Here is a 23,018-nt window from a genome sequence, read left to right as displayed (position 1 = left end):
GAGGGGAAACCATGAGCAAGCCGCTGTTGCGAGCCGAAGCCATTATTGTCCGCCGGGACGGGGCGGCCGTACTCGTCCAATGCGATCGCGATGAGACGTTTTACCGGTTTCCGGGAGGCTCGGTCGAATTCGGCGAAACCGCCGCGGAGGCGATAAACAGGGAGCTGATCGAGGAGTTTGAGCTGCGGGCGGACATCGGACCGCTGGCGTGCTTGAACGAAAGCATCACCCAGTACGACGGGAAACAGCGGCACGACTGCACCGTCCTGCACTGGGGCACGGTTGACGATTCCCGGACTCAAGATGGTTTGCAGCACAGCGAGCGTCCGGACATTCAACTGGTGTGGCGCACGATGGAGCAACTGCGGAAGAAGCCGGTGTACCCTGAAGGAATATTGGACTTTTTGACGGAGAAAGTGGCCGGCGCCGTTGCTCATCTCGTTGTCAGAAAGAGCTATGATGACTAGGCAGGAGGAGGGATTTCACTTGGAATGCAAAGTGCTGGAATGCGGAGAGCGGAAGCTGATTGGCATCGAAATCGTCTGTCCGTTCCAAGAGATGGAGACGGAAATACCGAAGGCTTGGCTCGCGATGAAAAACCGCATCCGCGAACTGAACGGCCTGGTAAACGACGGTATTTTGTACGGCATGTACCCGCAAGAAAGCGATAACCCCGATCCGGGCCAATGCTATTATTACATCTGCGCGGAAGTTCATGCCGAGCAGCCTGTTCCGGAAGGCATGGTTCGGATCGATATTCCACCTCAAAAATACGTTTCCTGCGTGTACAGGGGACCGATTAAACAGTTTTACACCGCCTATGCAAAAGTGAACGCCTTCATCGCTTCCGAAGGATACGTTCATAACCGCAAAGCATACGTGCTGGAATTGAAGGGTCCTCGTACGAATGTACTGGATAAAGAAACGCAGGAAAACGAGCTTGAGCTGCGTATCCCGATCGAGTAAAGGAGCGAAGAGAGGCGCCGTAAATGGAAACACTCCCGTTAAATAGCCGTGGTAGACCTGCTTACCCGAGTTTAGATGGAAAACATCCGGTACATTTGCTGCTGCTCTGGGAAAATCGGGATTTTTGCAGCATTTAACGGGAGAAAATCCAGCTATACACTTCTCATCCCGCTGATGAGCACTAAACAACGGGACATTTTCCTTTTATGATTATCTACCTGGTAACAACACAGCGGCCCTTTTTGTGCGCTGCATCATTGACATTGAAAATTAATTCGAATAATATCTAATTAGATAATCGTCAAATAACATCGCAAGGAGGCGGCGCGGCATGCAATTGGAAAAAATCGTCCGGTACCACAAAGCGGTAGCCGATCCGACGCGGGTGCGCATGCTCGTCCTGCTGGCGGGCGGCGAGCTGAGCGGGCTGGAGCTGGCGGAGAAGCTGTGCATCTCGCCGGCAACCGTCACCCATCATGCGGCCAAACTTCGCGAAGTCAGTCTGATCGGCGAACGCCGCGATAAAAATACGATTTATTTTAAACTGAACCGTTACTTTATGAACGCCTACAGCACGGCCATGCTTGATCTGATTGAGAAAAACAAGGGAGAGGAGGGGGTGCCTGTGGAGGACACGCACAAAAGGCTGCGGTTGTCGGTGCTCAAAAACTTTTTTACCGAGAGCGGCAAGCTGAAGCATATTCCGGCGCAGCTGAAGAAGAAGCTGATCGTGCTGGAGCACCTAGTATTGAAGCTGGAAGCGGGGCGAAGTTATACGGAAAAGGAAATCAACGCTTTTATAAGCCAGTTTCACGAGGACTTCGCGACGATTCGCCGGGAGTTCATCATGCACCAGTACATGTACCGCGACAACCAGATTTACGAGCTGAACCCGCGCGAATTGTGGGCCAAATGGGAGACGCTGTCGTGACGGACGGCAAACGGATACGAAAACCGAAACGGTATGCGCGATGCCGGGTTATGCAAAAGAACCTCTGACGCCGCAAGAGAAAGCGGGCTCAGAGGTTCTTTCGCGTTTATGCTTTGATCAGCTCAGCGGGAATTGCAGCGCGTTCCACTCGCGCAGCTCGAGCGTGCGCGCGCCTTCGACCACAACCGGGTCGGCTTCGGCAAGCGCCTTCGCTTCTTCGGCGGAGTCGGCGCGGTAAATGACCATGCCGCCTTTTTTGTCGGCGAAAGGTCCGGCCATAACGACTTTGTTTTCCTTGAACAGCTTGTCGAGATATTCGAGATGGGCGGGACGGAATTGGGCATTCAGGTCGGCATCGATGATCGTGAGATTGGCGACGTATAACATAACGGCGTGGACTCCTTTCGTATGGGCGTGTTGGCACCCGGGCATAAGCTCCTCTTGCATTGTACCTTTTCAATCGCGTGGTGAAAAGGGGGAAGCCGCTTCAGTCGGGCGGCTTGCGGAGGGGACGGGCAGCCGTCAGCGCTTTGGCGAGCTGGGTGCGGTTGCGCAGCCCGTGCTTGTGCAGCATCGAGTTGACGTGTTTTTTGACTGCGGCCACGCTCATGTACAGCTCGGCGGCGATTTCGGCATTCGTATGACCTTCCGTCAGCAGGTCGGCGACTTCCTGTTCCCTAGGAGTGAGCGAGACCGCTGCCGAGCCGCCTACAGTCGTGCCGAACCCGGTATCCGACCGGGCCCTCTCGCCTGTCCAATGCGCCTTGGTATCGTCTCCGGCAGCGGCCGCAAAAGCGGCAGACTCGTCTTCGTCGCTTCTGTCACCGGAGATCAGATCCGGGTAGTCGCATACCCGGTCGAGGAAGGCCAGCATGGCAGCGCCCCGCGTATCAAGCCGGTACGTCGGCGTGAGCGTCGCTGCGTCGTAATCGGCGTGCTCGGCGCCCGGGACAGGCGCGAAGCCGAGGCTCCGGTACGCTTCCGCGAAATAAGGAACGTGCGGCGGCGAAGCGAGCAGAACCGTGCCTGACATCATCTGCGAAAGCTTCAGGCGGACGATGTCGGACCGCAGCTCCTCGTTCTCGTAGTCGATAACGTCGGTGGCGTATAGGAAGAAGCCTCCATCATGCAGTGCGTCGTTAGCGGTCGCGGAAACTGCGGCGAAATAGGCGCGGGACAGCGGGGCCTGCTTCAAATAAGGCAGAGTGCTGCTGCGGATCGGCACCGCCGCCGCCAAGCCGACCGTTTCGCCGCGGGGACAACGCAGTAAGCGAAGGGCGCGGCCGTCGCCGAGGCGGATTAGCTCCCGCACGTCGATATGATGGAGCGGGAGCAGGCTTTGGACGGCGGAAAGCGAGAAGCGGAACAACTTTCCCGTTTCCGGGTCCGAGCAGCGGACAACGCTGTCTCTAGCGCTATCTATTCGGCGCCGGATATACGTTTCGGCATCGGCGGCATTGTGCGGGCCGATCGTTTCCCAGTAGTTGCGGGAGGCGCGCGAGTGACGGAAGTGCGCCCTCAAAATTGGATTGCCGATCTGCCCGAGCAGCTCGGCCGCTTCTTCGGAAATGTCCCGGCCTTGCCGCAGCCCGGCGGCGATCCTACCGCGAAGCGAACGGACCGCGCTGCGCACATACTGGCGGAATCGCTCCGGGAACCGTTCGCGGAACGAGTGGCGCACGGTTTCCCGAACCAGCTCGTGCATCCGCCATCCGCCCGCGCCGCGCTCGACGAACGAGAGCCGGACGAGACGATCGAACAAGGACGAAGGTACGTCGCGTCCAATCAACAAGATCAAGCTTTCCTGCTGGAACGTGCGGGCGATGGAGGCAGCCATAACCAACTCGCGCAGCTCGTCGTCCTGCGCCTCTTGCAGCCAGTGGCGGACAAGCTCCTCGACTTGCGTATCGAGCCGGTCCGGCAGCGCGGCAGGCGGATACAGGCTGCCATATCCGGCGCGGTTATCCAAATAGGTCGCCGTCGCCATCGCGAGCGACAACGGATGCCCGAGCGTTCGCAGCCACAGGCGGTCGCAAGCCGCCTCCTCAGTCACGCCGCATCGCGCCAAGTAGTCCATGGCCTCGTCATAGCTCCATTCGGACACGGACAGGGCGACGGCCAGCTTCCGCCAGGGCGGGAGTCGCCAAGGTCCTTCCAACGAAAACCTCCCTGCAATAACGACGAGCATATTGGCATGAAGTTTCGGAAGGACCGTCTCCCGCAGCCAGTCGTCCAAGCTCCCGATTTCCTCGTAATGGTCGAAGGCGAGCACCATTCTTCGCGAAGCGGCAAGCCGATTCAGCCGCGCGGCGAACCGGTTCGCCAGCGCGGCGTCGGAAGCGGTGTCCTCGGCGTAGGCCGGCTCCAGGGTTGCTTCGCCACCGGTCGAAGCTCCGTCGCGTACGCCTGCGCCCGATCCTCCCAATGTCGCCCCCGTATCCGGCGGCAGCTGCGCGAATGTTAGCGCGGCTATCTGCTCGGGCCCCCGCCGCACTTGGCGCAGATCGACCTGAACGTACAGCGCGCCCCTTCCGGCGGCGATGGCGCGGAACCGTTCGAGCAGCACCGTTTTGCCCATGCCGCCGGTTCCGTACACGCTCAGAATCCGTTCGTTCCGCTCCGGCAGACGGGTCAAATAATCCGTAAAAAACCGCAGTTCGAAGGAACGGCCGACGAATTCGTCCTCGCGAAGCCGCTCGATCCGTGCGCCGAGCGTCATATCCGGGTGTAGTCCCTTGTCTTCTTCGCGTTCCATAGTCGGCAGCTCCTTTCTGCGGCGTTATGGCTGATGGATAAAGGCTTATCAAGGCCGGCAGCATTATTGTTGTTCTCATGGTAAACGGTCGAGGCGGTATCGGTCCAGTCCCTTTTTAGCCGCGCCGGGAGAAGCTTGTTTTGTAGCCGAAAGGATACGCCGGATGTCACCCTATGGCTAATACCAAACCGTTTCCCCGCATGTTACCGTAACGGTAATCTGGATGAAAAGAGGATGACGGTATGAACAACAACGAACGCGAACGATTGTTGCAGCCGGATCGGGTGACCGGGTCGGACATTTTGCTGCGCTCTTTGCTGCTGGAAGGGGTGGAGTGCGTATTCGGTTACCCCGGAGGGGCCGTGCTGTACATTTACGATGCGATGCACGGCAATCCGCAGTTCCGCCACCTGCTGACGCGCCACGAGCAGGGGGCGATCCACGCCGCCGACGGCTACGCCAGATCGACGGGCCGGATCGGCGTATGCCTCGCCACATCGGGCCCGGGAGCGACGAATCTCGTCACCGGCATCGCGACGGCGCATATGGATTCGGTGCCGCTCGTCGTCATAACGGGCAACGTCCCGACGTCGCTTATCGGCACCGATTCGTTTCAGGAGGCGGACATCGTCGGCATGACGTTGCCGATCACGAAGCACAGCTATATGGTGCGGCGGGTGGAGGATCTCGCCCGTACGATCCGGGAAGCTTTCTATATCGCGGGAACGGGGCGAAAAGGGCCCGTGCTCGTCGATATTCCGAAGGACGTATCCGCGGAGTTTACGGAATTCCGCTATCCGGAGCAGCTTCTTATCCAAGGCTATTCGCCGCTTTCCGCAGACCGGACGGAGCTGAACCGTCAGGTAGAGCGGCTGCTGGATGCGCTAGAAACGGCACAGCGGCCTGTGCTGCTCGCGGGGGGAGGCGTCGTTGCGGCGGAGGCGAGCGACGAGCTGCTCGCCTTCGCCGAGCGGACGGGCATTCCCGTCACGACGACGCTGCTCGGGCTAGGTGGATTCCCGGGCGAACATGAGCAGTGGCTCGGCATGCCCGGGATGCACGGCACGGTCGCGGCGAACCGGGCGCTGATCGAATGCGATCTGCTTCTCTCGGCCGGGGCCCGCTTCGACGACCGGGTGACGATGCGTCTGGACGGCTTCGCCGCGAAAGCGGTGATCGCCCATATCGACATCGACGCGGCGGAGATCGGCAAGCTGGTGCCTACGGCCATAGCCGTCCATGCCGACGTTCGCGATGCGCTTGGCGCTGCGAACGCTCGTCTTGCCGGGCGACGCGGGAGCGGAACCCCATCCGCCGAAAAGGCGGCATGGCTGCGGGAGCTGCAAAGCATCAAGCGGGACTATCTGCTCCGCTACACGGACAGCGAGTATCCGCTCAAGCCGCAGGCCGTGATCGAGATGATCTCCGACACGACGAAGGGGGAGGCGATCGTGACGACCGACGTCGGTCAGCATCAGATGTGGACGGCGCAATTTTACCGGTTTACCCGTCCGCGATCGCTGCTGACGTCGGGCGGCCTCGGGACGATGGGCTTCGGCTTTCCGGCGGCGATCGGCGCGCAGATCGGCAGCCCGGACCGGCTGGTCGTATCGATCAACGGGGACGGCGGCATGCAGATGTGCGCCCAGGAGCTGGCGATCTGTGCCATTTCCCGCATACCGGTCAAAATCGTCGTCATCAACAACGGTACGCTCGGCATGATCAAGCAGTGGCAGGAGCTGATCTACGACCGCCGGTACAGTCATATCGACTTGTCCGGCAGTCCGGACTTCGTCAAGCTGGCGGAGGCGTACGGCGTGAAGGGGCTTCGGGCGGCCAGCAGAAGCGAAGCCGCTCGGGTGTGGCAGGAGGCGCTCGCTACGCCGGGGCCGGTGCTCATCGACTTCGTCGTAGCGAAGGAGGAGCTTGTCTACCCGATGGTGCCGCAAGGCAAACGGCTCGCCGACATGATCGTGGGGGAAGGGGGCGAGACCCGTGGCCAAGCATAAAATCGCCATACTCGCGCAAGATCACCCAGGCGTGCTGCAGCGCATCGCCGGCCTGTTCGGCCGCAGAGGCTATAACATGGAGAGCATCACGGTCGGCAGCTCCGAGCGGGCGGGGCTGTCCCGAATTACGATCACGGTGGCCGGGGACGAGCGGGAAGCGGAGCAGATCGTCCGCCAGCTCGGCAAGCTGATCGACGTCGTCGAGGTCGCAATTCTGCGCCACAGGGCGGTGATCGCCCGCGAGCTGATGCTCGTGAAGCTGGCTGCCGAGCCTGCAAAGCGGCCGGAAATATTCGCCGTCGCGGAAACATTCCGCTGCCAGACGGTCGATGTCGGCCCCCGCTCGGTCATCATTCAGGTTGCGGGAGAGCCGGAGAAAAACGACGCGCTGCTTCAACTGCTTGAGGCGTACGGCATACTGGAGCTTACGCGCACGGGCGAGACGGCGATGCTGCGGGGAGAGTAGCTGCAGCAGTATATGAACTGGAGTTTTTCCATCTACCTCCCGGTAACCGGCATACCGCCGATAGAAACGGGAGTTTTTCCATTTAGGAGAAAGACGGACGAATGGTTCGGCAGTAAGACGGAGCGGGCAGTCAGCCCTAAGGCTTTTCACATCGCAATCGCGGGGCGTTTTTCGCCGGATGTGGTAATATAGGTATAGAACCGCATTTGCTCAGATCCGGAGGTGGGGCATTTATGAAGCCACGGCACGATACCGAGAAGCTAGCATTGGAGAGAGCTGCGATTCGCGAATTTATCAGGCTGTTCAACTCGCGTCATTCCGTCAAGCTGCGCTTGCTTTACCAGCACGACCGGCCGGACGCCGTCCTGCAAACCTCGCGGGGAGATAAACTCGGCGTGGAAATCACTCATCTGTTCTACGACGCGGCCGAAGCGAAGGCGCTGCTCGGACGCCCGGACGGGAGCTTGAGCGGACCGGTTACGCTAGCCCATCTCATTGCGCAGCTCAACGAGCTGATCAAGCGCAAGGAATCGAAGAAAATGGCATACGATCCGGCGTATCCGATCTCGCTCCTCATTCGCAACGCTTCTCCGACGTTTCGCTTATCGGAAATTTGGGCGGCGCGAGACCACATTCGCAAGCCGAACGATAGCTTTATCGATACATGGTTTCTGACCCGGGACGGCACACCGGATTGGAAGCTGATGAATCTGGACGATCTGCACACGGCGGGCGGCTAATCGTTTGCCGGGCGCCGGCTGCCCTAAAACCTCCTATTTGTGAGTGGCGGGGCGGCCGTGGTATACTTGCAACCGATACAGTAAGGAAGCTGCCGTATGCTCCGGCATCTGAAACGGGCGGCTCCAAGACAACGGAGGAATAGACGATATGCCCGCAAAACGATTAAGCATGCAGCAGGTCGCCGCTTGGCGGCTGACGCGCCAAAATCTGCTACGACGCACCGGCAAGGAGGGCTGGCTCGATACGGTACACCGTATCGGCGGCATTCCGTCCCGGATGATGCAGGCGGTTGAATTAGCGGTATGGGCGAGAGCGGATGGGGTCAAGCCGGCCGATATCCGGCAAGCGCTGCGGGAAGACAGAACGCTTGTGGAGTGCTGGGCGATGCGGGGAGAACGTTATGTGCTGACGTCGGTCGAGCTTCCCCGCGTACTGTCCGCCCTGCGGGAATACACGGCGGACACCGCGCGCAAGTCACAGCGGGTGAACGGACGCCTGGTTTCCCAGCGGCAGACGGACGATCTGCTGGAGGCAATCGGCGCAGTGCTCGGACAGGAGCCGAAAACGCTGGAAAGCTTGGCGGGAGCGGTAGCCGCGAGCAAAGGGCAGGAGGAGCTGCGAGCGCTGCTGCTGGAAGGCTCCGCCGATTTGCTGCGTCCCGCTGCGCGGGAAGGGCTGCTCGCGTTCGGCCCGAAAGAAGGCGAGCAGGATACGTTCGTTCGCCCCGATCAATGGATCAAACGGTGGAGCGCGCCGTCCGAATCGCCGGAGGCGATTATGCGCGAAGCGGCGAAGCGTTACTTGGCCGTTTACGGTCCGGCCACGTTCGAAGAGTTCGCCCGGTGGTGGAATATCGACACGTCTGCGGCCAAAAGGCTGATGCGCTCTCTGGAGGGCGATATCGCCGCCGTCATCGTGGACGGCCGCGAAGGCTGGATACTCCGCTCGGATGTGGAGGAGCTGCATGCCGCATCGATGCCGGAAGGAACGGTTCGGCTGCTGCCCCACTTCGATCCGTATACGGTGTCGATGGCGCACGCCAGCTCGTCCTTCATGAAGGAGCCGTACCGTCCGCTTTTGTACCGCGGCGACGGGATTGTGGCCCCGGCCGTTCTCGTGGACGGTCGCGTAGAAGGCATCTGGACGCTGGAAGCGAAAAAGAATCAAACCGAGCTGCAGGTGAACTGGTTCGAGGCGTCCAAAGTCCGGTCGCAAACGCGGGCGAAGGTGGAGGAAGAAGCGGCGCGGCTGCTTGATTTTTACGAATCCGATCTGATACTGAGGTGTTAACCATGGAGAACATTACGAGCACCGAGCAATTCCGCGAATTGATCGGCCGGGATCAAGTTACAATCGTCAAATATTACACGTCGTGGTGCCCGGATTGCAAAAATCTGGACCGGTTTATCGGCGGAGTCATCGGCGACCATGCCGACAAAACGTGGGTCGAGATGGATGCGGAGCAGTTTCAGGAAATCGCCGAGGAGAACGAAGTCCGCGGCATCCCGAGCCTGCTCGCCTACCGGGGCGGCCGGAAGATCGGCCATCTGCACAGCAAATTCGCGAAGACGCCGGATCAAGTGCGCGAGTATTTGAACGGCTTGTCCGATGCGTAAATCGTTGTATCCGCCAGCGGCGGCGCAGCGGATGTGAAGTTCAATCGAAGGGCCTCGGGCGAGGTCCTTCGTCTTATGTAGGGAAACCGGCGGCTGGAAACGTATGGAACCCAAGCGGAAACGGGTGAGATCATGGCGGTTGCAAAAGGGGCCGGACGGATGGTCAGCCTCGTCCTATTCATCATCGTCGCCTTGGCGTGCGGCTGGCTTGGCGTTGGGCTGGACTCGCTGTTGACCGATCAGCCGGAAGGCGGCACGCTGGGCATGGCGCTATGGCTCGTGCTGCCGGTGCTGACGATGCTCGTGCTGCGAACGGTCGATCGCGATTGGGCGGGCATGGGCATCAAACCTTTTTTTATACGAAATCTAAAATGGTATCTGGTTTCTCTTGCGATTTATCCGATTGTGACGCTCCTAACGGTTGGCCTCGCTTTGCTGACTCATTCTGCCAATCTGGCGGACTTTGAACTGAATGCGTTTGCACAGCTTGCCGTTTATGCGATGGCGGGCAGCATGGTGAAAAATATATTCGAAGAGTTCGCCTGGCGCGGCTATTTGACGCCGAGGCTGATCGAGCGGGGGCTTGCCGACTGGCTCGTTTACGTCCTGTCCGGGCTCGTTTGGGCGTTATGGCACGCGGCGTACTACCTCGTATTTTTGCCGGATGTTTATTTCGAATCGGTTTCGAGATCGGGGATGCTGCTGTCGGGCTGCTTGTTTTTGATCGCCTCTGCCATTATGTACGTCGAAATGTACCGGCTGACCGGATCCGTTTGGCCGTGTGTAGTTATGCACTCCGTTCATGCCGGAGTTCCTGCGGCTTTGATGGGGCCTGGCGGGGCCATAACCTTTACCGGGCTTGGCGGCTTTTGGCTGAATCCGCTCACAGGAGCGGTTGCAGCGGCGCTGTTCCTCGGCATCGGTCTGTGGCTCAGAGCCAAAAGAATCAGACAGGAACAGGGCCGCGGGCTTTTCGGTTAGTAACGCGCCTGTTCTTGTTTTGCAGGCCTTTTCTTGCCGGCTGCTTGTTGCAGGCGGCTTTTTGCCGGTTCTTAAAGGAACTGGGGATGGTTGCTCTCGCTCGCAAGGTTGCAAAGGCTGGTCTATGTATGATAGTTTCGGGTACATAGCACACTATATAAGTTGAACTCAGGTTGTGAAAGCCTGTTCCGTTTCTCCGCTGCACTCGCATGTTCCTTGAAGATTGGCAGTTCAACTTCTATGAAACCTTTCACCAACCCGAGGGAGGATTTTTACGATGAATCGTTTGTTTACCCCGTTTTCCCTGCTCAATCTGGAGCTGCGAAACCGCATCGTTATGCCCCCGATGTGCCAATATTCCGTACAGGCGAAGGACGGCAAGCCGAACGACTGGCACTATGTGCACTACGCGTCGCGGGCGGTCGGGGGCGCGGGCCTCGTCATTATGGAAATGACCGATGTGGAGCCGGACGGCCGCATCACCGATTACGACCTCGGCCTCTGGTCCGACGAGCAAATACCGGCGTTTGCCCGGGTGATCTCGGCCGTTCACAGTCACGGCGCGAAGGTCGGCATCCAGATCGCCCATGCCGGGCGGAAAGCGCAGGACGCGGAAGTGCCGGTCGCTCCGTCGGTTATCCCCGTAGACGCCGGCTCCAAGACGCCTCGGGCGCTTACAACGGCAGAGACGGAGGCTATGGTGGACAAGTTCCGCGCCGCCGCCGTACGGGCGATAGCCGCAGGGGTGGATACGATCGAACTGCACGGGGCGCACGGCTACCTCATTCACCAATTTCATTCCCCGGCGCTTAACCGGAGGGACGATGTTTACGGCAAAGACTTGTCCTTATTCGGCGTCCAGGTCATTCGCGCGGTTAAAAGCGTGATGCCGGCCGGAATGCCGCTTGCGCTGCGTATATCCGCGATCGAATATATCGACGGCGGGTACGGTATTGGGCATGGGCTCGACATCGCCCGCAGCTACCGCGACGCCGGTGTCGATCTGTTCCATGTATCGACCGGCGGGGAAGGGCCTGCCGGCCAGCGCAAGCCCGGCAACTATCCCGGTTACCAGGTGCCGTTTGCGCGGGCGTTCAAGCAGGAGCTCGGCGTGCCTGTCATAGCGGTCGGCATCCTGGACGAACCAGCTTTGGCCGATTCCGCCGTCGCTAACGGCGATGCCGATCTGGTCGCGGTAGGGCGCGGCATGCTGCGCGACCCGTATTGGGCGATTCATGCGATCCGGGCTATCGCTGGCAAGGAAGCGGCTCCATCGCCGAAGCCGTATGCCCGGGCTTTTTAGAGTGCAACATTCCCGCCTACATCTTCGTTCTTTCTCTTAGGAAAACGAATCGGGAGGGAAGTGAATAGCTGTGTCCGACAAGCGCAAGCTTATTTTTGTCGTTGCATGGGCCGCAGTTGTTTTGCTGCTTACTGGCTGTATGCAAAACCAAAACAAGTGCGGGTGCGGAGAAGAGCCGGTCGAATCCGGCGCTCCGGCGAAGACGTGACGGGATACAAGAGAAAGGCGAAATGCAGACGTACTGCGGATTGCCGGGAGGGGTCGCTGTGAGCGAAAAGAAGGAGTACAATTACGAATCGGCGCGTACCGTCATTCAACAGTTGTCCGAACATGCGGGCGACGGGTGCGGCGAACTGCTGCAATGGATCGACGAGCTGGAAAGCCGGGAAGCGGGCGACCGGGCTTATACAGAGCGGCTCGCCGCCGAAAACGAACGGCTGAAGCGGGAACTCGTCAAGCTGCGGGCCGCCCAGGCCGGCATCATGTCGAGCCGGCTGAAGGATGCTTTGCGGGAGTAGAGCGGGGTATCTGTCCAATGCATCATAGGAAAACGAACAAACGTCGGTCCTGCGTGCGTCCAAAATAGCGCGCAAGACCGACGTTTTGTCGTCGTCGCCGCGATTACAGTTTATGTTCGCCGATCGTGTTGAACAGCTCGATCAGTTCTCCGTCCGGTCCTTTGAAGAAAGAGAGCCGAACCGTAAAATCGCCGATCTGCACCGTCTTCGGTTCAACGGTTACTTCCTGTCCGGCCGCCCGGACGCGTTCGGTCGTCTCGTCGACATTCCCGCAGCGCAGAGCTACGTGCAAAAAGGCTCCTTCAGGCTTTGCGCCTTCCGTTCCCCCGGCAAACACCTCCAGATAGTTGCCGTCCCCCGTATCGAGCAGCGCCCCCCGGCGGTCTCCCTCTCCCCAGCGCGTCCGCTCGCGGAAGCCGAGCACCTCGGTGTAGAAGCGAAGCGTCGCTTCAAAATCGAATACGCGAATCGCGACATGATGAAAACCGCCGCCGCCGATGACTCCATTGTTTCCCATTGCCATTCCCCCTGCATCCAGTATTTTCTTCCCACCCCAGTATAGCCCGAGCCTTGTCCATGCTCAATAAGTACTTTGCGCGGCACCGCCGGGAGTGAATTTTGTTTTAACGAAACGTTCCATAGCGGGGGCGCTTTCCGATCCGTTATGATAAAGACAGCCTTACGAAAGGAGTGATGCAAAAAATGACAACCAAGGTGATTTCGGTTTAACCGAAACAGACGGGCCGTGGCGGAAACGCCGCGGCCTGCTGCTTCGTGACGGACAGTTTGGCGTTGCCGGAGCGACGCTTTAATGCGATAAAAAAGTTTTATGGTACTGAAATATTTTATTTATTAAACCTATTGACAGCGGGCGGGAATGCCCGGTATGATGAGAACTATATTTTGGAAGGAGGTCGATGAAGATGATTCGCGCGATTCGTTTATTGACGCAAGACAGCTCCCTTTTCGCTTCCCAAACCGTTTCTGTCCGTTCGTCGTTCATCGGCCACGCCGGGTGTTCGCCTACGTAACGGCCGTGTTTGCTGTATGCATGCCGGCCTTATCGCTAGAAGAAATCCTGCCACGGACGTTCGACGTCCGTGGTTTTTTGTTGTTCTTATTTTTAAGTGTAAAGAGAGGTTCATTTATTTTATGTTTATGATAACTAACGATACGAATCATGATTACTACCGGCAGGTGGAGCTGCCGGCGGGGCAGTTGCACGTCTATGCCTCGGAGGCGCTGTTCGGTGCCTTGGATTACAAAGTGTTTCATATGGCTAACAATAATCTGCAAATACCGGGATCGGTTTATATGAGCTATACCCCGGACGTCCATGTGGGAGTCGGTACGTGCATCGGCACGACGGCGGTCTGGAACGCGGAAGGCGGATACGTGTCGCCTTCGATCGTCGGCAGCGACATCGGCTGCGGGATGCGCGTTCACCTGACGAATCTGCACGGAGATGAGCTGCGCGACGTCAGACTGCGCCGCAAGCTGGTGAAGGCGATTGAGGCTTACTTACCGATCGAGGAGCACCGGCGCGGGCATTTCTCGGATATCCGGCTTGAGCATATTATCCGCAAAGGGCTGCACGGACTGCCCAAAAAATACGTGCCGGACAGCTACACGCCGCGCAAAGCGACGGCGCTGACGCATGTCGAAAGCGCCAAATTCGGCTTCGATGAGGCGTATCTGGACCGGTTCGCGGACCCGGTCTGGCATCGCTCGCACCGGCAGCTCGGCACGCTAGGGGGCGGCAATCATTTTGCCGAAATTCAGCAAATCCGCATCGACGACGGCAACTGCGCCGTCGCGGAGGCATGGGGGCTGTTCGACGGCCAAGTCATCGTGATGATCCATTCCGGCTCCCGTTCGTGGGGTGGGGCGGTCAATCAGCTGTGCTCTACGGAGATTGCCGCAACGATGCGCGCTTATGGCCTCGGCACGGCCGATCCGAAGCTCTTCTTCGCCCCGTTGGACACGGAGGCCGGGCAAACGTACATGCACTTGCTGTACTCGGCGCTCAACTATGCGGTCGTGAACCGGCATCTGATCGCCTACGGCATCCGGGAGGCGTTCCGCGACATGTTCGGCCCGAAAACGGAGCTGTCGACGCTGTACGACCTGATGCACAATTACGCTTGGGAGGAAGAGCATGACGGCGTCGCCCGCTTCGTTCATCGCAAAGGCGCAACCCGGGCGCTGCCCGCCGGGCATCCGGACAATCCGCAGCCGTACATGGAAACGGGCCATCCGGCGCTCATTCCCGGCTCGATGGGCACGTCGTCCTACTTGATGGTCGGCGCGGCCGGCGGCCTGGCGAATTATTATTCGATCTGCCACGGAGCGGGCCGGGCGCGTTCGCGCAGCGCGACGAAGCGGCTCGTCACGGTCGACGAATTCCGCTCGGCGCTGCGGGTCGGCACGGAGTCGGAAATCGTGGTCAATCAGCGCACGCTGGAGTCGATCGTGGACGAGTCGCCGCAAGCGTACAAGGACGTCGACCAAATTATCGAAAGCGTCGTAGGGGCGGGACTTGCCTCCGTGGTAGCCAAGTGCACCCCGCTCGCGACGATCAAAGGAGCTTAAGGAGATTTACGCTATGAAGCAAACCATTCCCGATACGGAGATCAAAGGTAACGCTATGACTTTTAACGATAGGAACCAAAAGGTTAACGATAGAAAGCAAACGGTCAGCGGAGCGCAGCAGCGGCCTATGGACAGCGGCAGTTGCAGAAGCGAGATCAGCCTCATTGCCTATGGAGAAGGAAACGGAACGGAGCTTTCCGAATATACGGGTTATGCCCATGTTATTCACCGGATTCGCAGCTGTCTGAACGACAAATACCGGACCGAGTTTCATCTGTATGTGGACGAAGACCACGGCAGGGGAGACTTCTGGGAGCTGCTGGAGGAGGATGTCCGCGACGGGAGCGGTGAAGTAGAGTATGTAACCCGCATCTTCGATCTGATCGAATCGCGCGCTTTCTCGTTCCGGGCCGAGCCGGAGCAACCTGGCTACCGGGTGTACCCGTCCTTGCGCAACAACGTATTCGCATACCCGCAGCATGGCGTGGCGCTTGCGCGCGTCCCGGCATTCCGCGAGCACGGCATTTATTGCGAAGACTTTATTTTCGCGGCAAACGACGAAGCGCTGCACGGCTTCCTCGCTTATATGCAGCGCCGGCGTCATGGCGGCGATCGCAATCGGGTGATCGTCTTCAGCGATACGCGCCACGGTATCGATTCGGCGCAGGAGCCGATAACGCGGCGAATCGGGCGCGACGAGGTGCTGCTGGACGAAGCGGTGAAGACGGACATTTTCCGCTCGATCGATCAGTTTTTTGCCGAGGACCGGGGCTTTTTCCGCGAGTACGATATTCCTTACAAACGGGGGATCTTACTGTACGGCAAACCGGGCAACGGCAAAACGACGCTCGTGAAGTCGATCGCGGGAAGCGTCTGTGCGCCTGCGGCTTATTGGCAAATTACGGAGCATACGAGCAGCGATTCGATTCAGGAGGTGTTCGAGTCGGCGGTGAAAATGGCGCCGATGGTGCTCATCATCGAAGACATCGACTCGATGCCGGAGATGGTCCGCTCGTTTTTCCTGAACACGCTGGACGGCGCGACGTCCAAAGAGGGGATATTCCTAATCGGCACGACGAACTATCCGGATAAAATCGATCCGGCGCTTATGAACCGCGCGGGCCGTTTCGACCGGGCGTACGAGATCGCGCTGCCGGATGAGTCTATGCGCGCCCGTTATTTGCGGCAAAGAGGGCTGGCCGCCCTGCTCGGGGAGGAGGCGCTGCCCTTGGCGGCGAAGCTGACGGATTCGTTTACGCTCGCCCAGTTAAACGAGCTGTATGTATCGGCGGCGCTTCAGTGGCACTACGAGCGGGAAGTCCGGATCGAGGCGCTCATTCGCGGCATGAAGGCGGATTTGACGAAAGGGCGCACGAATACGTGGATCAAGGAACCGTCCGACGGGCGTGTCGGCTTTATCGGCGCGTGATGGAGCGGATCAATTTGCTACTAAGGAGATGAGAGAAATGGCATACCAGCATATAGACGGCGTTCGCGTCTGGGGCAACCCGGATGATGGGGCGCTGTCCCAGGCCAAAACTTGCGCCGCGACCGGCAACGTCGTTCGGACGCTGCTGATGGCGGACCACCATAAAGGCTACAGCCAGCCGATCGGAGGCGTCGTCGTTTACGACGGGCAAATATCCCCGTCCGGCGTCGGCTACGATATCGCCTGCGGCAACAAGGCGGTCCGCACAAAGCTGTCGGCGCGGGACGTTATGCCGCATTTGCCGCGGATTATGGACGGCATCGCCCGGCGCATTTCGTTCGGCGTCGGCCGCGTTAACAGCGAGAAGGTCGATCACGAGCTGTTCGACGATCCGGACTGGGCGGTCTACCGCGCGGTCGGCACGCAGGAACACGACAAGCTGAAGGCGCTTGCCCGCGATCAGCTCGGCACGGTCGGCAGCGGCAACCATTTTGTCGATTTGTTCGAGGAGCCGGCGACCGGCGCGCTTTGGGTGGCGAACCATTTCGGCAGCCGGGGCTTCGGGCACAAGACGGCGAGCGGATTCATCAACCTGGCTGCGGGACGGGAGTTTCTCGGCAGTGCGCCGGGGGAGAAAATGGACCAGCCGCCCGTGCTGCTGGAGCTGGACAGCGAGCTCGGCGATATGTACGAACGGGCGATGCGGCTGGCCGGCCGGTACGCTTATGCAGGAAGAGAGTACGTGATCGGGCAGGTGCTCGCGCTGCTGGGCACGGAAGCGGATTTTGAGGTGCATAACCATCATAACTACGCATGGCGGGAAGAGCACGAGGGGCGCTCGTGCATCGTAGTGCGCAAAGGAGCAACGCCTTCCGCTCCCGGGCAGCTCGGTTTCATCGGCGGCAGCATGGGCGATATATCCGTCATCGTGCGCGGCAAGGATACGAACGAGAACCGGGAGGCGTGCTACAGCACCGTCCACGGAGCCGGACGCATCATGAGCCGCACCCAAGCGGCGGGTAAAATGAACTGGAAGACGCGCACGCGCATCGGAGGCGCTATTACACCGGAGCAAATGAAACGCGCGGTCCGCGACTTCGGCGTCGAGCTTCGCGGTGCCGGAACGGACGAAAGCCCGTTCGTGTACCGGAAGCTGCAGGAGGTGCTGGACGCTCACGCCGAAACGATCGAGGTGTTGCACGTGCTGAAGCCGATCGGGGTGTGCATGGCCGGAGCGGACGAATTCGACCCGTATAAAGATTGACGGGCGGGCAGCCCGGGAAGGAAAGAAAGGATTTAAACATGTTAAGCAAAGAGAAAGAAACGAAACTAAGCAAAATGATGACGAAACTATTGCGTCACGCTCCCGGAGCGTTCGGCCTTACGCTGGACCCGCAGGACGGCTCCGTTCCCGTGGAGCGGCTGCTCCAGGCGATTCGCGGCAAAGACGGCTGGCGGGAGCTGACGCTGGAGCAGATCGAGACGGTCGTCCGCCGTTCCGACAAGCAGCGATTCGAACTGGCGGACGGCCGCATTCGCGCCCGTTACGGGCACAGCTACGAGCGGGTCGCCTACGAGGAAGGCATTCCTCCGGCGGTATTGTACCACGGCACGAGCAGCGGCGCCGTTCCGAGCATTTTGCAGGAAGGCATCGTTCGGATGGGCAGACAGTACGTTCATTTGTCGGAGGGGCTGCATTTTGCATCGCTCGCGGGCAGCCGCAAGGGGACGCTATCGATCGTAACAGTAGATACGGCGAAAGCGAGGGAGGAGGGAGTCCGGTTTTATTTTGCCGGTAATGAAGTATGGCTGGCCGACTTCGTCCCTCCTTCCTGCTGCGCCGTTAATAACGTATAATGAGGTCGGGTCCGGCAACGGCCCCGCTTTATTCGAAGGAGGCCTGAACGAGATGTACAGCGGCCCTGGCGCAACGAACGAACATGCCAAACTGATTATGGACAGCTACATAAGATTGACCGGCAAGTCTCTGCTCGAGGAAATGCCTGCTGCTGGAGAAGAATTCGAACGGTTGTTTGCCGCTCCGCTCGTTGTGCTGTCTCACGGCACGGAAGCCGATCCGATCCTGAATTTCGGCAGCGGCAAGGCGCTGACGCTGTGGGAGATGGACTGGGATACGTTTACCCGCACGCCGTCGAGACTGACCGCAGAGCCGATGGTGCGCGAGGATCGAGCCAAGTTTTTGGAGGCGGTCGGCGCTAAGGGATATATCGATGGTTATACCGGCGTTCGCATATCCAGAACGGGCCGCAAATTTTACATTATAGAGACGACCGTCTGGAATTTGGCGGACGAGAGCGGGACGTTCCGCGGACAAGCTGCGGCGTTCCGGGAACATAGCTATCTTTGAGGCGCGCGCATATTAACTAGGCCAACCGGAAGCTTCCGGCTGGCTTGTTTGCTTTTGGCGGCCTTTGTTTTACCAGCCTATTCCTCTCGCTTAATGCGCTGCTGCTTATCGTCCGGGTGTTCAAGGTGGCCGTTATTGTTTCCGCGACGCACAGCCGCAAGGAGTATAACCAGTACAATTAGCGCAGTGAGCACGGCGCCTGCAGCACCGAGGATCCCGAACGGCCCTGCTTTTTCCCATAATGCTTCAACAAACCTGTCGGTTAGCTGCATCCCCCGCTACCTTCCCTTCGATAGATGAATGGAAATTCATGTTATGGATAGTATAGCTGAAGCTCAAAAACGAAACAAAAGTGAAACTAAAAGCCGGATCGCCGATCCTTTATACTTGGCTCATAACAGAAACGAGAGAGGGAGAAAAATTATGAGCGATCAACGGATAGGTTATGCATTTCAACGAGAGGTACCGGTACATGCGTCGGCGGACGTCGTCGTCATCGGCGGCGGTCCGGCCGGAACGGCGGCGGCGATTAGTGCGGCACGCTGCGGCAAACGCGTTATTTTGCTGGAGAAATCGGGGCAGCTCGGCGGCATGGGGACACTTGGCAATGTGAGCATTTTTATGCCGATCGGCAACGTGACGGGCATTTACCGGGAAATTATCGCCGAAACGCTGGCGCAATATTTGCCCGAGGATCACGATAAATCGATTGCTCCGCAATATTCGCCGTTTCTGCTGCGCCATTACTTGAATGAGAAAATGAAGAAGGAAGGCGTGAGCGTGTACTACCACGCCGATTTCGTCGGCACGCTCCATGAGGGCAGACGCGTGAGCGCGGTCGTCGTTTCGACGCGGGAAGGACTGCGCGCGTTCGAGGGCAGCCAGTTTATCGATTGTACGGGAGACGCGCGTGTGGCGATCGATGCCGGAGTACCTTATGTATCGGGGCGCGATGAGGATGGACTGACCCAGCCTATGACGCTCATGTTTATGATGCAAAATACGGGCAAGCCGGTAACCCCGGTGCTGCCGGAAGGCTGCTACGAATATAACGACGTCTCCGAGCTGCCGCAAGGCCGCCGCTTGTATTGGGAGCGGAACAACGACGGCACGCTGCTCGTCAACATGACCCGGGTGAAAGGGAACGGCGCCCGCATCGAGGATATCAATTACGCAGAGACGGAGGCACTCCGGCAGGTGTTCTCGGTCGCCAACTATTTGCAGCGCAACGGCTTCGAAACGTACGTATTGTCCCACATAGCGGGCCAGGTCGGCGTGCGGGAGACGAACCAGATCGCCGGGCTGTACACGCTGACCGAGGACGACGTAGTCGGCGGCAGACGGTTCGAGGATGTCGTCGCCCAGACGAACTACGAGATCGACATTCACAGCCCGGACGGCAAAAAAACGACGGACGAGCGCAAGGTGAGCGGGTACGATATCCCTTACCGCTGCATGGTGCCGGAGAGCTTCGACAATCTGCTTGTGGCGGGCAGGGCGATTTCGGCTACGCACGTGGCGATGTCCTCCATGCGCGTACAGCCGACCTGTTACGCGCTCGGCCAGGCGGCCGGCATCGCGTCTTCTCTGGCTATCGAAAGCGGCCGTCCGTGCCGCGATGTGGACGCGGCCGAGGTGCATGGGAAGCTGCTCGAGCAGGGCGTTCGCTTCAAGAAGTAATCGCCCGGGCGGAATAGCGGTACGTTTTTTCCTACTATATAACCTTAGTCCGATTTTGATCGGGCTAGGGTTATTTTTTTGAGAATCGGTATTCAGGTTGCGGATAACCCTCATTGTCTGTTATATATCAAATTATCCAGGTACGAGAGGGCCATCCACGCAGGCGAGGGGGAGACAGTATGATTGCAGTGAAGGCGCTAGAAAACGACTTTTACTTTTTCCGCTATTTGTCGACGCGGGATGAATATTCCGAACCGGTCCACTACTTTCATACCCATCAAGGGATCGAAATTTTGTACGTATACGAGGGAAGCGGGCACGTCATTGTGGAGGATCGCTTCTACGCCGTCCGCCCCCGTACGCTGATGATTTTCAAACCGTTCCAGGTTCATTACCTCCATATGGACATACCGCCTCAGTACACGTGCTCGCTGATTAAAGTGAAGCCGACGTTTATAGATTCGTGCGCGTCTATTCTGCCTCGCTGCCATGATCTTATTACGGGCTTTTTAAGCGATAGCGACTGCCCGCAGTTATTCGAGCTGAACGAGCGGCAGCATACCGCGCTTCACGAACGGTTCCGCAGCCTGAATGAAACGCTTGTGGCGGACGCCCATCAGGTGCATGAGGAGGCGGTCATTCTCTTTTTTCTCAGCTTTTTCGTCGATTTGACGACGACGATTATGCCGAACGCGGCTGCCGGACAGCCGGTGAAGCCGCTGCTCAGAACGCAGCGAATCGGCGAGGTGCTGAAATGGATCGACGCTCATTACAAGGAACCGTATTCGCTCGATAAGCTGGCGGAAGACCTGCATTTTTCGGTCAACTACATGTCCAAATTGTTCCGCCGGCAGACCGGGAAGAGCATCTCCGAATATATAACCGCAAAAAGACTGGAGCAGGCGAGGATGCTGCTGCTCGCCGGGCAGTTGTCCGTGGAGGAAATCAGCGAGGAAACGGGATTCAATTCGCCGTCTTATTTCATCCGCACGTTCAAAAACCGGTACGGGACGCCCCCTCACCAGTACAGGCTGAATGCGTCCAAAACGTATGTCATGCCCGAGTGAGGGCGGAATCGTGCAATTTTTTTACGGGTTTCTGCAATTGGAGTTGTTGTATGCTTAAGGAGCAGGAGCAAGGAGCAAGAGCGGCCGGAACGGCTTCGCGGATGCCGGCAATCCGCGAGCGGGGCGGGAATGGTTATGTCTATGAAATCGCATACATTTATAAAATAAGATTTTATTTCCATTTTATTCGTCTTTCAGCACCAGGCTCCATCCAAACCGGCAATGTCAATGAAGCTACACAGAGGAGGTCGAAGTATGGTTTTTAAAAAGCAGATAGGCGTGCTCAGCGCCGTCCTAGTTGCCTCGGCGATGGTGGCAGGCTGCGGGGAAGGCAAGGCAGGAGACGCCGATGGCGCGGCGAATCCGAAAACGGCCGAGAATAAGCCTAAAGAGCCGGTTGAACTCAAAATCGTGCCGTACTGGCTCGCGATGAGCGATCAGGAATTCGAGGAACTGCTGTTCCGGCCTTTGAAGGCGAAATACCCGCATATTACGATAAAGGTCGACCGGACGGACCCGGTCAAATTGGCAGCCGCAGGGGAGTTCCCGGATATTTATTACGTCGCCAACGTCCGGTACAGCACGTTCAAGGACCTGGATATTCCGTACGATATGAGCGCAATGGTCAAAAACAAAGCGAATCCGATTGACTTGAGCTCCTTTGCGAAGCCGAACATCGACTGGATCACCGAGCTAGGCTCGAATGGGGAAATTTACGGTCTTCCGTTCGATCTGAACCATTATGCGCTGTTTTACAACAAAGATCTGTTCGATAAACGGGGCGTCCCTTACCCGAAGGACGGCATGACGTGGGCCGACATGCTGGAGCTGTCGAGAAAGCTCACGTTCGTTGACGGAGGTGTGCAATACCGCGGCTTTTTACCGCCCAATCCGAATGTATTCTCAGGGACGAAAACGATGCCCGTATACGACCAGACGACGAAGAAAGCGCTGCTGAACAACGCCGGCTACAAATCGATTCTGGAGCTGATCAAGCCGTTCTACGAAATTCCCGGGATGGTCGTAAGCGGCGAATTTCCGATCAAAGGCGCCGATTTCCTGCAGGACCGGACCGTGGCGATGATGGGCAACTGGATTACCGATACGGCGAGCAGCATGCAAACGAACAACATTCAAATGAACTTCGACCTGGTCGGCATGCCGTCGTTCCAGGACTTGCCGGGCGTAACGATTCATCCCGGGGCGAAAATGATGGGCATCTCGAAAACGAGCAAGCATAAGGAAGACGCTTATCTCGCGATTCAGTTTTTTACTTCGCCGGCTGTACAAAGCCAAATCAACCGCGGCGGAAGGCTCACCGCGCTGGCCGACGAAAATATCCGCAAAGATTTCGCCGCTGGTGTGGATGTGCTCAAAGGCAAAAATGTGCAGGGTGCGCTGAAGGTGAAGCCGGCAAAAATGATTCCTCCGCACGCATACAACGCAACGATCGACAACTTCTTCAACGCCACCGCCGCCGACCTCGCCAAAGGCACGAAGGATATTAACACGCTGCTGCGGGAAGCGCAGGAGGCTGCGGACAAGGCGATAGCCGAAGCGGAAGCGGCGAAGAAAAAATAACACCTACGGTGGAGG

General features: G+C 58.4%; 24 protein-coding genes. 20 read left to right on the top strand and 4 right to left on the bottom strand.

Annotation, left to right across the window (positions count from 1 at the left end; translation table 11 throughout):
• Positions 1-11: 11 nt before the first annotated feature.
• The 3 genes from D7M11_RS15600 to D7M11_RS15590 all read left to right on the top strand — a co-directional run bounded on the left by D7M11_RS15600 (position 12) and on the right by D7M11_RS15590 (position 1,897).
• Positions 12-467 carry an NUDIX domain-containing protein gene (locus tag D7M11_RS15600; RefSeq protein WP_120748167.1) on the top strand — a complete coding sequence of 152 codons (456 nt, stop codon included), beginning with the start codon at positions 12-14 and terminating at the stop codon, positions 465-467.
• A gap of 19 nt (positions 468-486) precedes the next feature.
• Positions 487-966, top strand: coding sequence for a GyrI-like domain-containing protein (locus tag D7M11_RS15595; RefSeq protein ID WP_158606641.1), 480 nt, complete (start codon positions 487-489; stop codon positions 964-966).
• Positions 967-1,297: 331 nt separating this feature from the next.
• Positions 1,298-1,897 carry a DUF2087 domain-containing protein gene (locus tag D7M11_RS15590; RefSeq protein WP_120748165.1) on the top strand — a complete coding sequence of 200 codons (600 nt, stop codon included), beginning with the start codon at positions 1,298-1,300 and terminating at the stop codon, positions 1,895-1,897.
• Positions 1,898-2,014: 117 nt separating this feature from the next.
• Here D7M11_RS15590 and D7M11_RS15585 read toward each other — a convergent pair whose 3' ends face one another.
• Positions 2,015-2,284: a YciI family protein gene (locus tag D7M11_RS15585; RefSeq protein ID WP_120748164.1), complete on the bottom strand. Its 270-nt coding sequence runs from the start codon at positions 2,282-2,284 to the stop codon at positions 2,015-2,017.
• A gap of 100 nt (positions 2,285-2,384) precedes the next feature.
• The gene (locus D7M11_RS15580) at positions 2,385-4,652 is read right to left on the bottom strand and encodes a LuxR family transcriptional regulator (protein ID WP_120748163.1); all 2,268 of its coding nucleotides are present in this window, start codon (positions 4,650-4,652) and stop codon (positions 2,385-2,387) included.
• A 242-nt stretch (positions 4,653-4,894) separates the two neighbouring features.
• Between D7M11_RS15580 and ilvB the strand changes: the two genes are divergently transcribed.
• The 9 genes from ilvB to D7M11_RS15540 all read left to right on the top strand — a co-directional run bounded on the left by ilvB (position 4,895) and on the right by D7M11_RS15540 (position 12,286).
• Positions 4,895-6,661: a biosynthetic-type acetolactate synthase large subunit gene (gene ilvB / locus D7M11_RS15575; protein WP_120748162.1), complete on the top strand. Its 1,767-nt coding sequence runs from the start codon at positions 4,895-4,897 to the stop codon at positions 6,659-6,661.
• Complete coding sequence (gene ilvN, locus D7M11_RS15570) at positions 6,648-7,127, top strand: acetolactate synthase small subunit (RefSeq protein WP_120748161.1); 480 nt, start codon at positions 6,648-6,650, stop codon at positions 7,125-7,127. The genes ilvB and ilvN overlap by 14 nt, the downstream gene beginning before the upstream one ends.
• Positions 7,128-7,360: 233 nt before the next feature.
• The gene (locus tag D7M11_RS15565; RefSeq protein ID WP_120748160.1) at positions 7,361-7,867 is read left to right on the top strand and encodes a hypothetical protein; all 507 of its coding nucleotides are present in this window, start codon (positions 7,361-7,363) and stop codon (positions 7,865-7,867) included.
• A gap of 148 nt (positions 7,868-8,015) precedes the next feature.
• The gene (locus tag D7M11_RS15560; RefSeq protein WP_120748159.1) at positions 8,016-9,158 is read left to right on the top strand and encodes a winged helix DNA-binding domain-containing protein; all 1,143 of its coding nucleotides are present in this window, start codon (positions 8,016-8,018) and stop codon (positions 9,156-9,158) included.
• Positions 9,159-9,160: 2 nt separating this feature from the next.
• Positions 9,161-9,484, top strand: coding sequence for a thioredoxin family protein (locus tag D7M11_RS15555; RefSeq protein ID WP_120748158.1), 324 nt, complete (start codon positions 9,161-9,163; stop codon positions 9,482-9,484).
• Positions 9,485-9,616: 132 nt separating this feature from the next.
• A complete protein-coding gene (locus tag D7M11_RS15550; RefSeq protein WP_120748157.1) occupies positions 9,617-10,465 on the top strand; it encodes a CPBP family intramembrane glutamic endopeptidase in 849 nt (282 codons plus the stop codon).
• A gap of 277 nt (positions 10,466-10,742) precedes the next feature.
• A complete protein-coding gene (locus D7M11_RS15545; RefSeq protein ID WP_120748156.1) occupies positions 10,743-11,768 on the top strand; it encodes an NADH:flavin oxidoreductase/NADH oxidase in 1,026 nt (341 codons plus the stop codon).
• Positions 11,769-11,838: 70 nt separating this feature from the next.
• Complete coding sequence (locus tag D7M11_RS36430) at positions 11,839-11,976, top strand: hypothetical protein (protein ID WP_158606640.1); 138 nt, start codon at positions 11,839-11,841, stop codon at positions 11,974-11,976.
• Positions 11,977-12,034: 58 nt separating this feature from the next.
• Positions 12,035-12,286, top strand: coding sequence for a hypothetical protein (locus D7M11_RS15540; protein ID WP_147433443.1), 252 nt, complete (start codon positions 12,035-12,037; stop codon positions 12,284-12,286).
• Between the two features lie 103 nt (positions 12,287-12,389).
• Here the strand turns inward: D7M11_RS15540 and D7M11_RS15535 are convergent, their stop codons facing one another.
• Positions 12,390-12,803 carry a VOC family protein gene (locus tag D7M11_RS15535; RefSeq protein ID WP_120748154.1) on the bottom strand — a complete coding sequence of 138 codons (414 nt, stop codon included), beginning with the start codon at positions 12,801-12,803 and terminating at the stop codon, positions 12,390-12,392.
• A 641-nt stretch (positions 12,804-13,444) separates the two neighbouring features.
• Between D7M11_RS15535 and D7M11_RS15530 the strand changes: the two genes are divergently transcribed.
• The 5 genes from D7M11_RS15530 to D7M11_RS15510 all read left to right on the top strand — a co-directional run bounded on the left by D7M11_RS15530 (position 13,445) and on the right by D7M11_RS15510 (position 18,675).
• Positions 13,445-14,878, top strand: coding sequence for an RtcB family protein (locus D7M11_RS15530; protein ID WP_120748238.1), 1,434 nt, complete (start codon positions 13,445-13,447; stop codon positions 14,876-14,878).
• A gap of 127 nt (positions 14,879-15,005) precedes the next feature.
• Positions 15,006-16,307, top strand: coding sequence for an AAA family ATPase (locus D7M11_RS15525; protein WP_420818379.1), 1,302 nt, complete (start codon positions 15,006-15,008; stop codon positions 16,305-16,307).
• Positions 16,308-16,344: 37 nt separating this feature from the next.
• Positions 16,345-17,571: an RtcB family protein gene (locus D7M11_RS15520; protein WP_120748152.1), complete on the top strand. Its 1,227-nt coding sequence runs from the start codon at positions 16,345-16,347 to the stop codon at positions 17,569-17,571.
• 38 nt (positions 17,572-17,609) lie between these two features.
• Positions 17,610-18,164 (top strand): RNA 2'-phosphotransferase, encoded by a 555-nt coding sequence (locus D7M11_RS15515; RefSeq protein WP_120748237.1) that lies wholly within the window; start codon positions 17,610-17,612, stop codon positions 18,162-18,164.
• Between the two features lie 52 nt (positions 18,165-18,216).
• Positions 18,217-18,675: an MEKHLA domain-containing protein gene (locus D7M11_RS15510; RefSeq protein ID WP_120748151.1), complete on the top strand. Its 459-nt coding sequence runs from the start codon at positions 18,217-18,219 to the stop codon at positions 18,673-18,675.
• A 77-nt stretch (positions 18,676-18,752) separates the two neighbouring features.
• Here the strand turns inward: D7M11_RS15510 and D7M11_RS15505 are convergent, their stop codons facing one another.
• The gene (locus D7M11_RS15505; RefSeq protein WP_120748150.1) at positions 18,753-18,947 is read right to left on the bottom strand and encodes a hypothetical protein; all 195 of its coding nucleotides are present in this window, start codon (positions 18,945-18,947) and stop codon (positions 18,753-18,755) included.
• 151 nt (positions 18,948-19,098) lie between these two features.
• Here D7M11_RS15505 and D7M11_RS15500 point away from each other — a divergent pair, with 151 nt between their 5' ends.
• The 3 genes from D7M11_RS15500 to D7M11_RS15490 all read left to right on the top strand — a co-directional run bounded on the left by D7M11_RS15500 (position 19,099) and on the right by D7M11_RS15490 (position 23,003).
• The gene (locus D7M11_RS15500; protein WP_120748149.1) at positions 19,099-20,355 is read left to right on the top strand and encodes an FAD-dependent oxidoreductase; all 1,257 of its coding nucleotides are present in this window, start codon (positions 19,099-19,101) and stop codon (positions 20,353-20,355) included.
• A gap of 179 nt (positions 20,356-20,534) precedes the next feature.
• Positions 20,535-21,422, top strand: a complete 888-nt coding sequence (locus D7M11_RS15495; RefSeq protein ID WP_120748148.1) for an AraC family transcriptional regulator — start codon at positions 20,535-20,537, stop codon at positions 21,420-21,422.
• Positions 21,423-21,677: 255 nt separating this feature from the next.
• Entirely contained in the window at positions 21,678-23,003 is a 1,326-nt protein-coding gene (locus D7M11_RS15490; protein ID WP_158606639.1) for an ABC transporter substrate-binding protein, read from the top strand.
• Positions 23,004-23,018: the final 15 nt, after the last annotated feature.

Source organism: Paenibacillus ginsengarvi (genome assembly GCF_003626695.1).
In the GTDB taxonomy this organism is placed as follows: Bacteria; Bacillota; Bacilli; order Paenibacillales; family NBRC-103111; genus Paenibacillus_AB; species Paenibacillus_AB ginsengarvi.
This window is presented reverse-complemented; position numbering and strand designations above follow the sequence as displayed.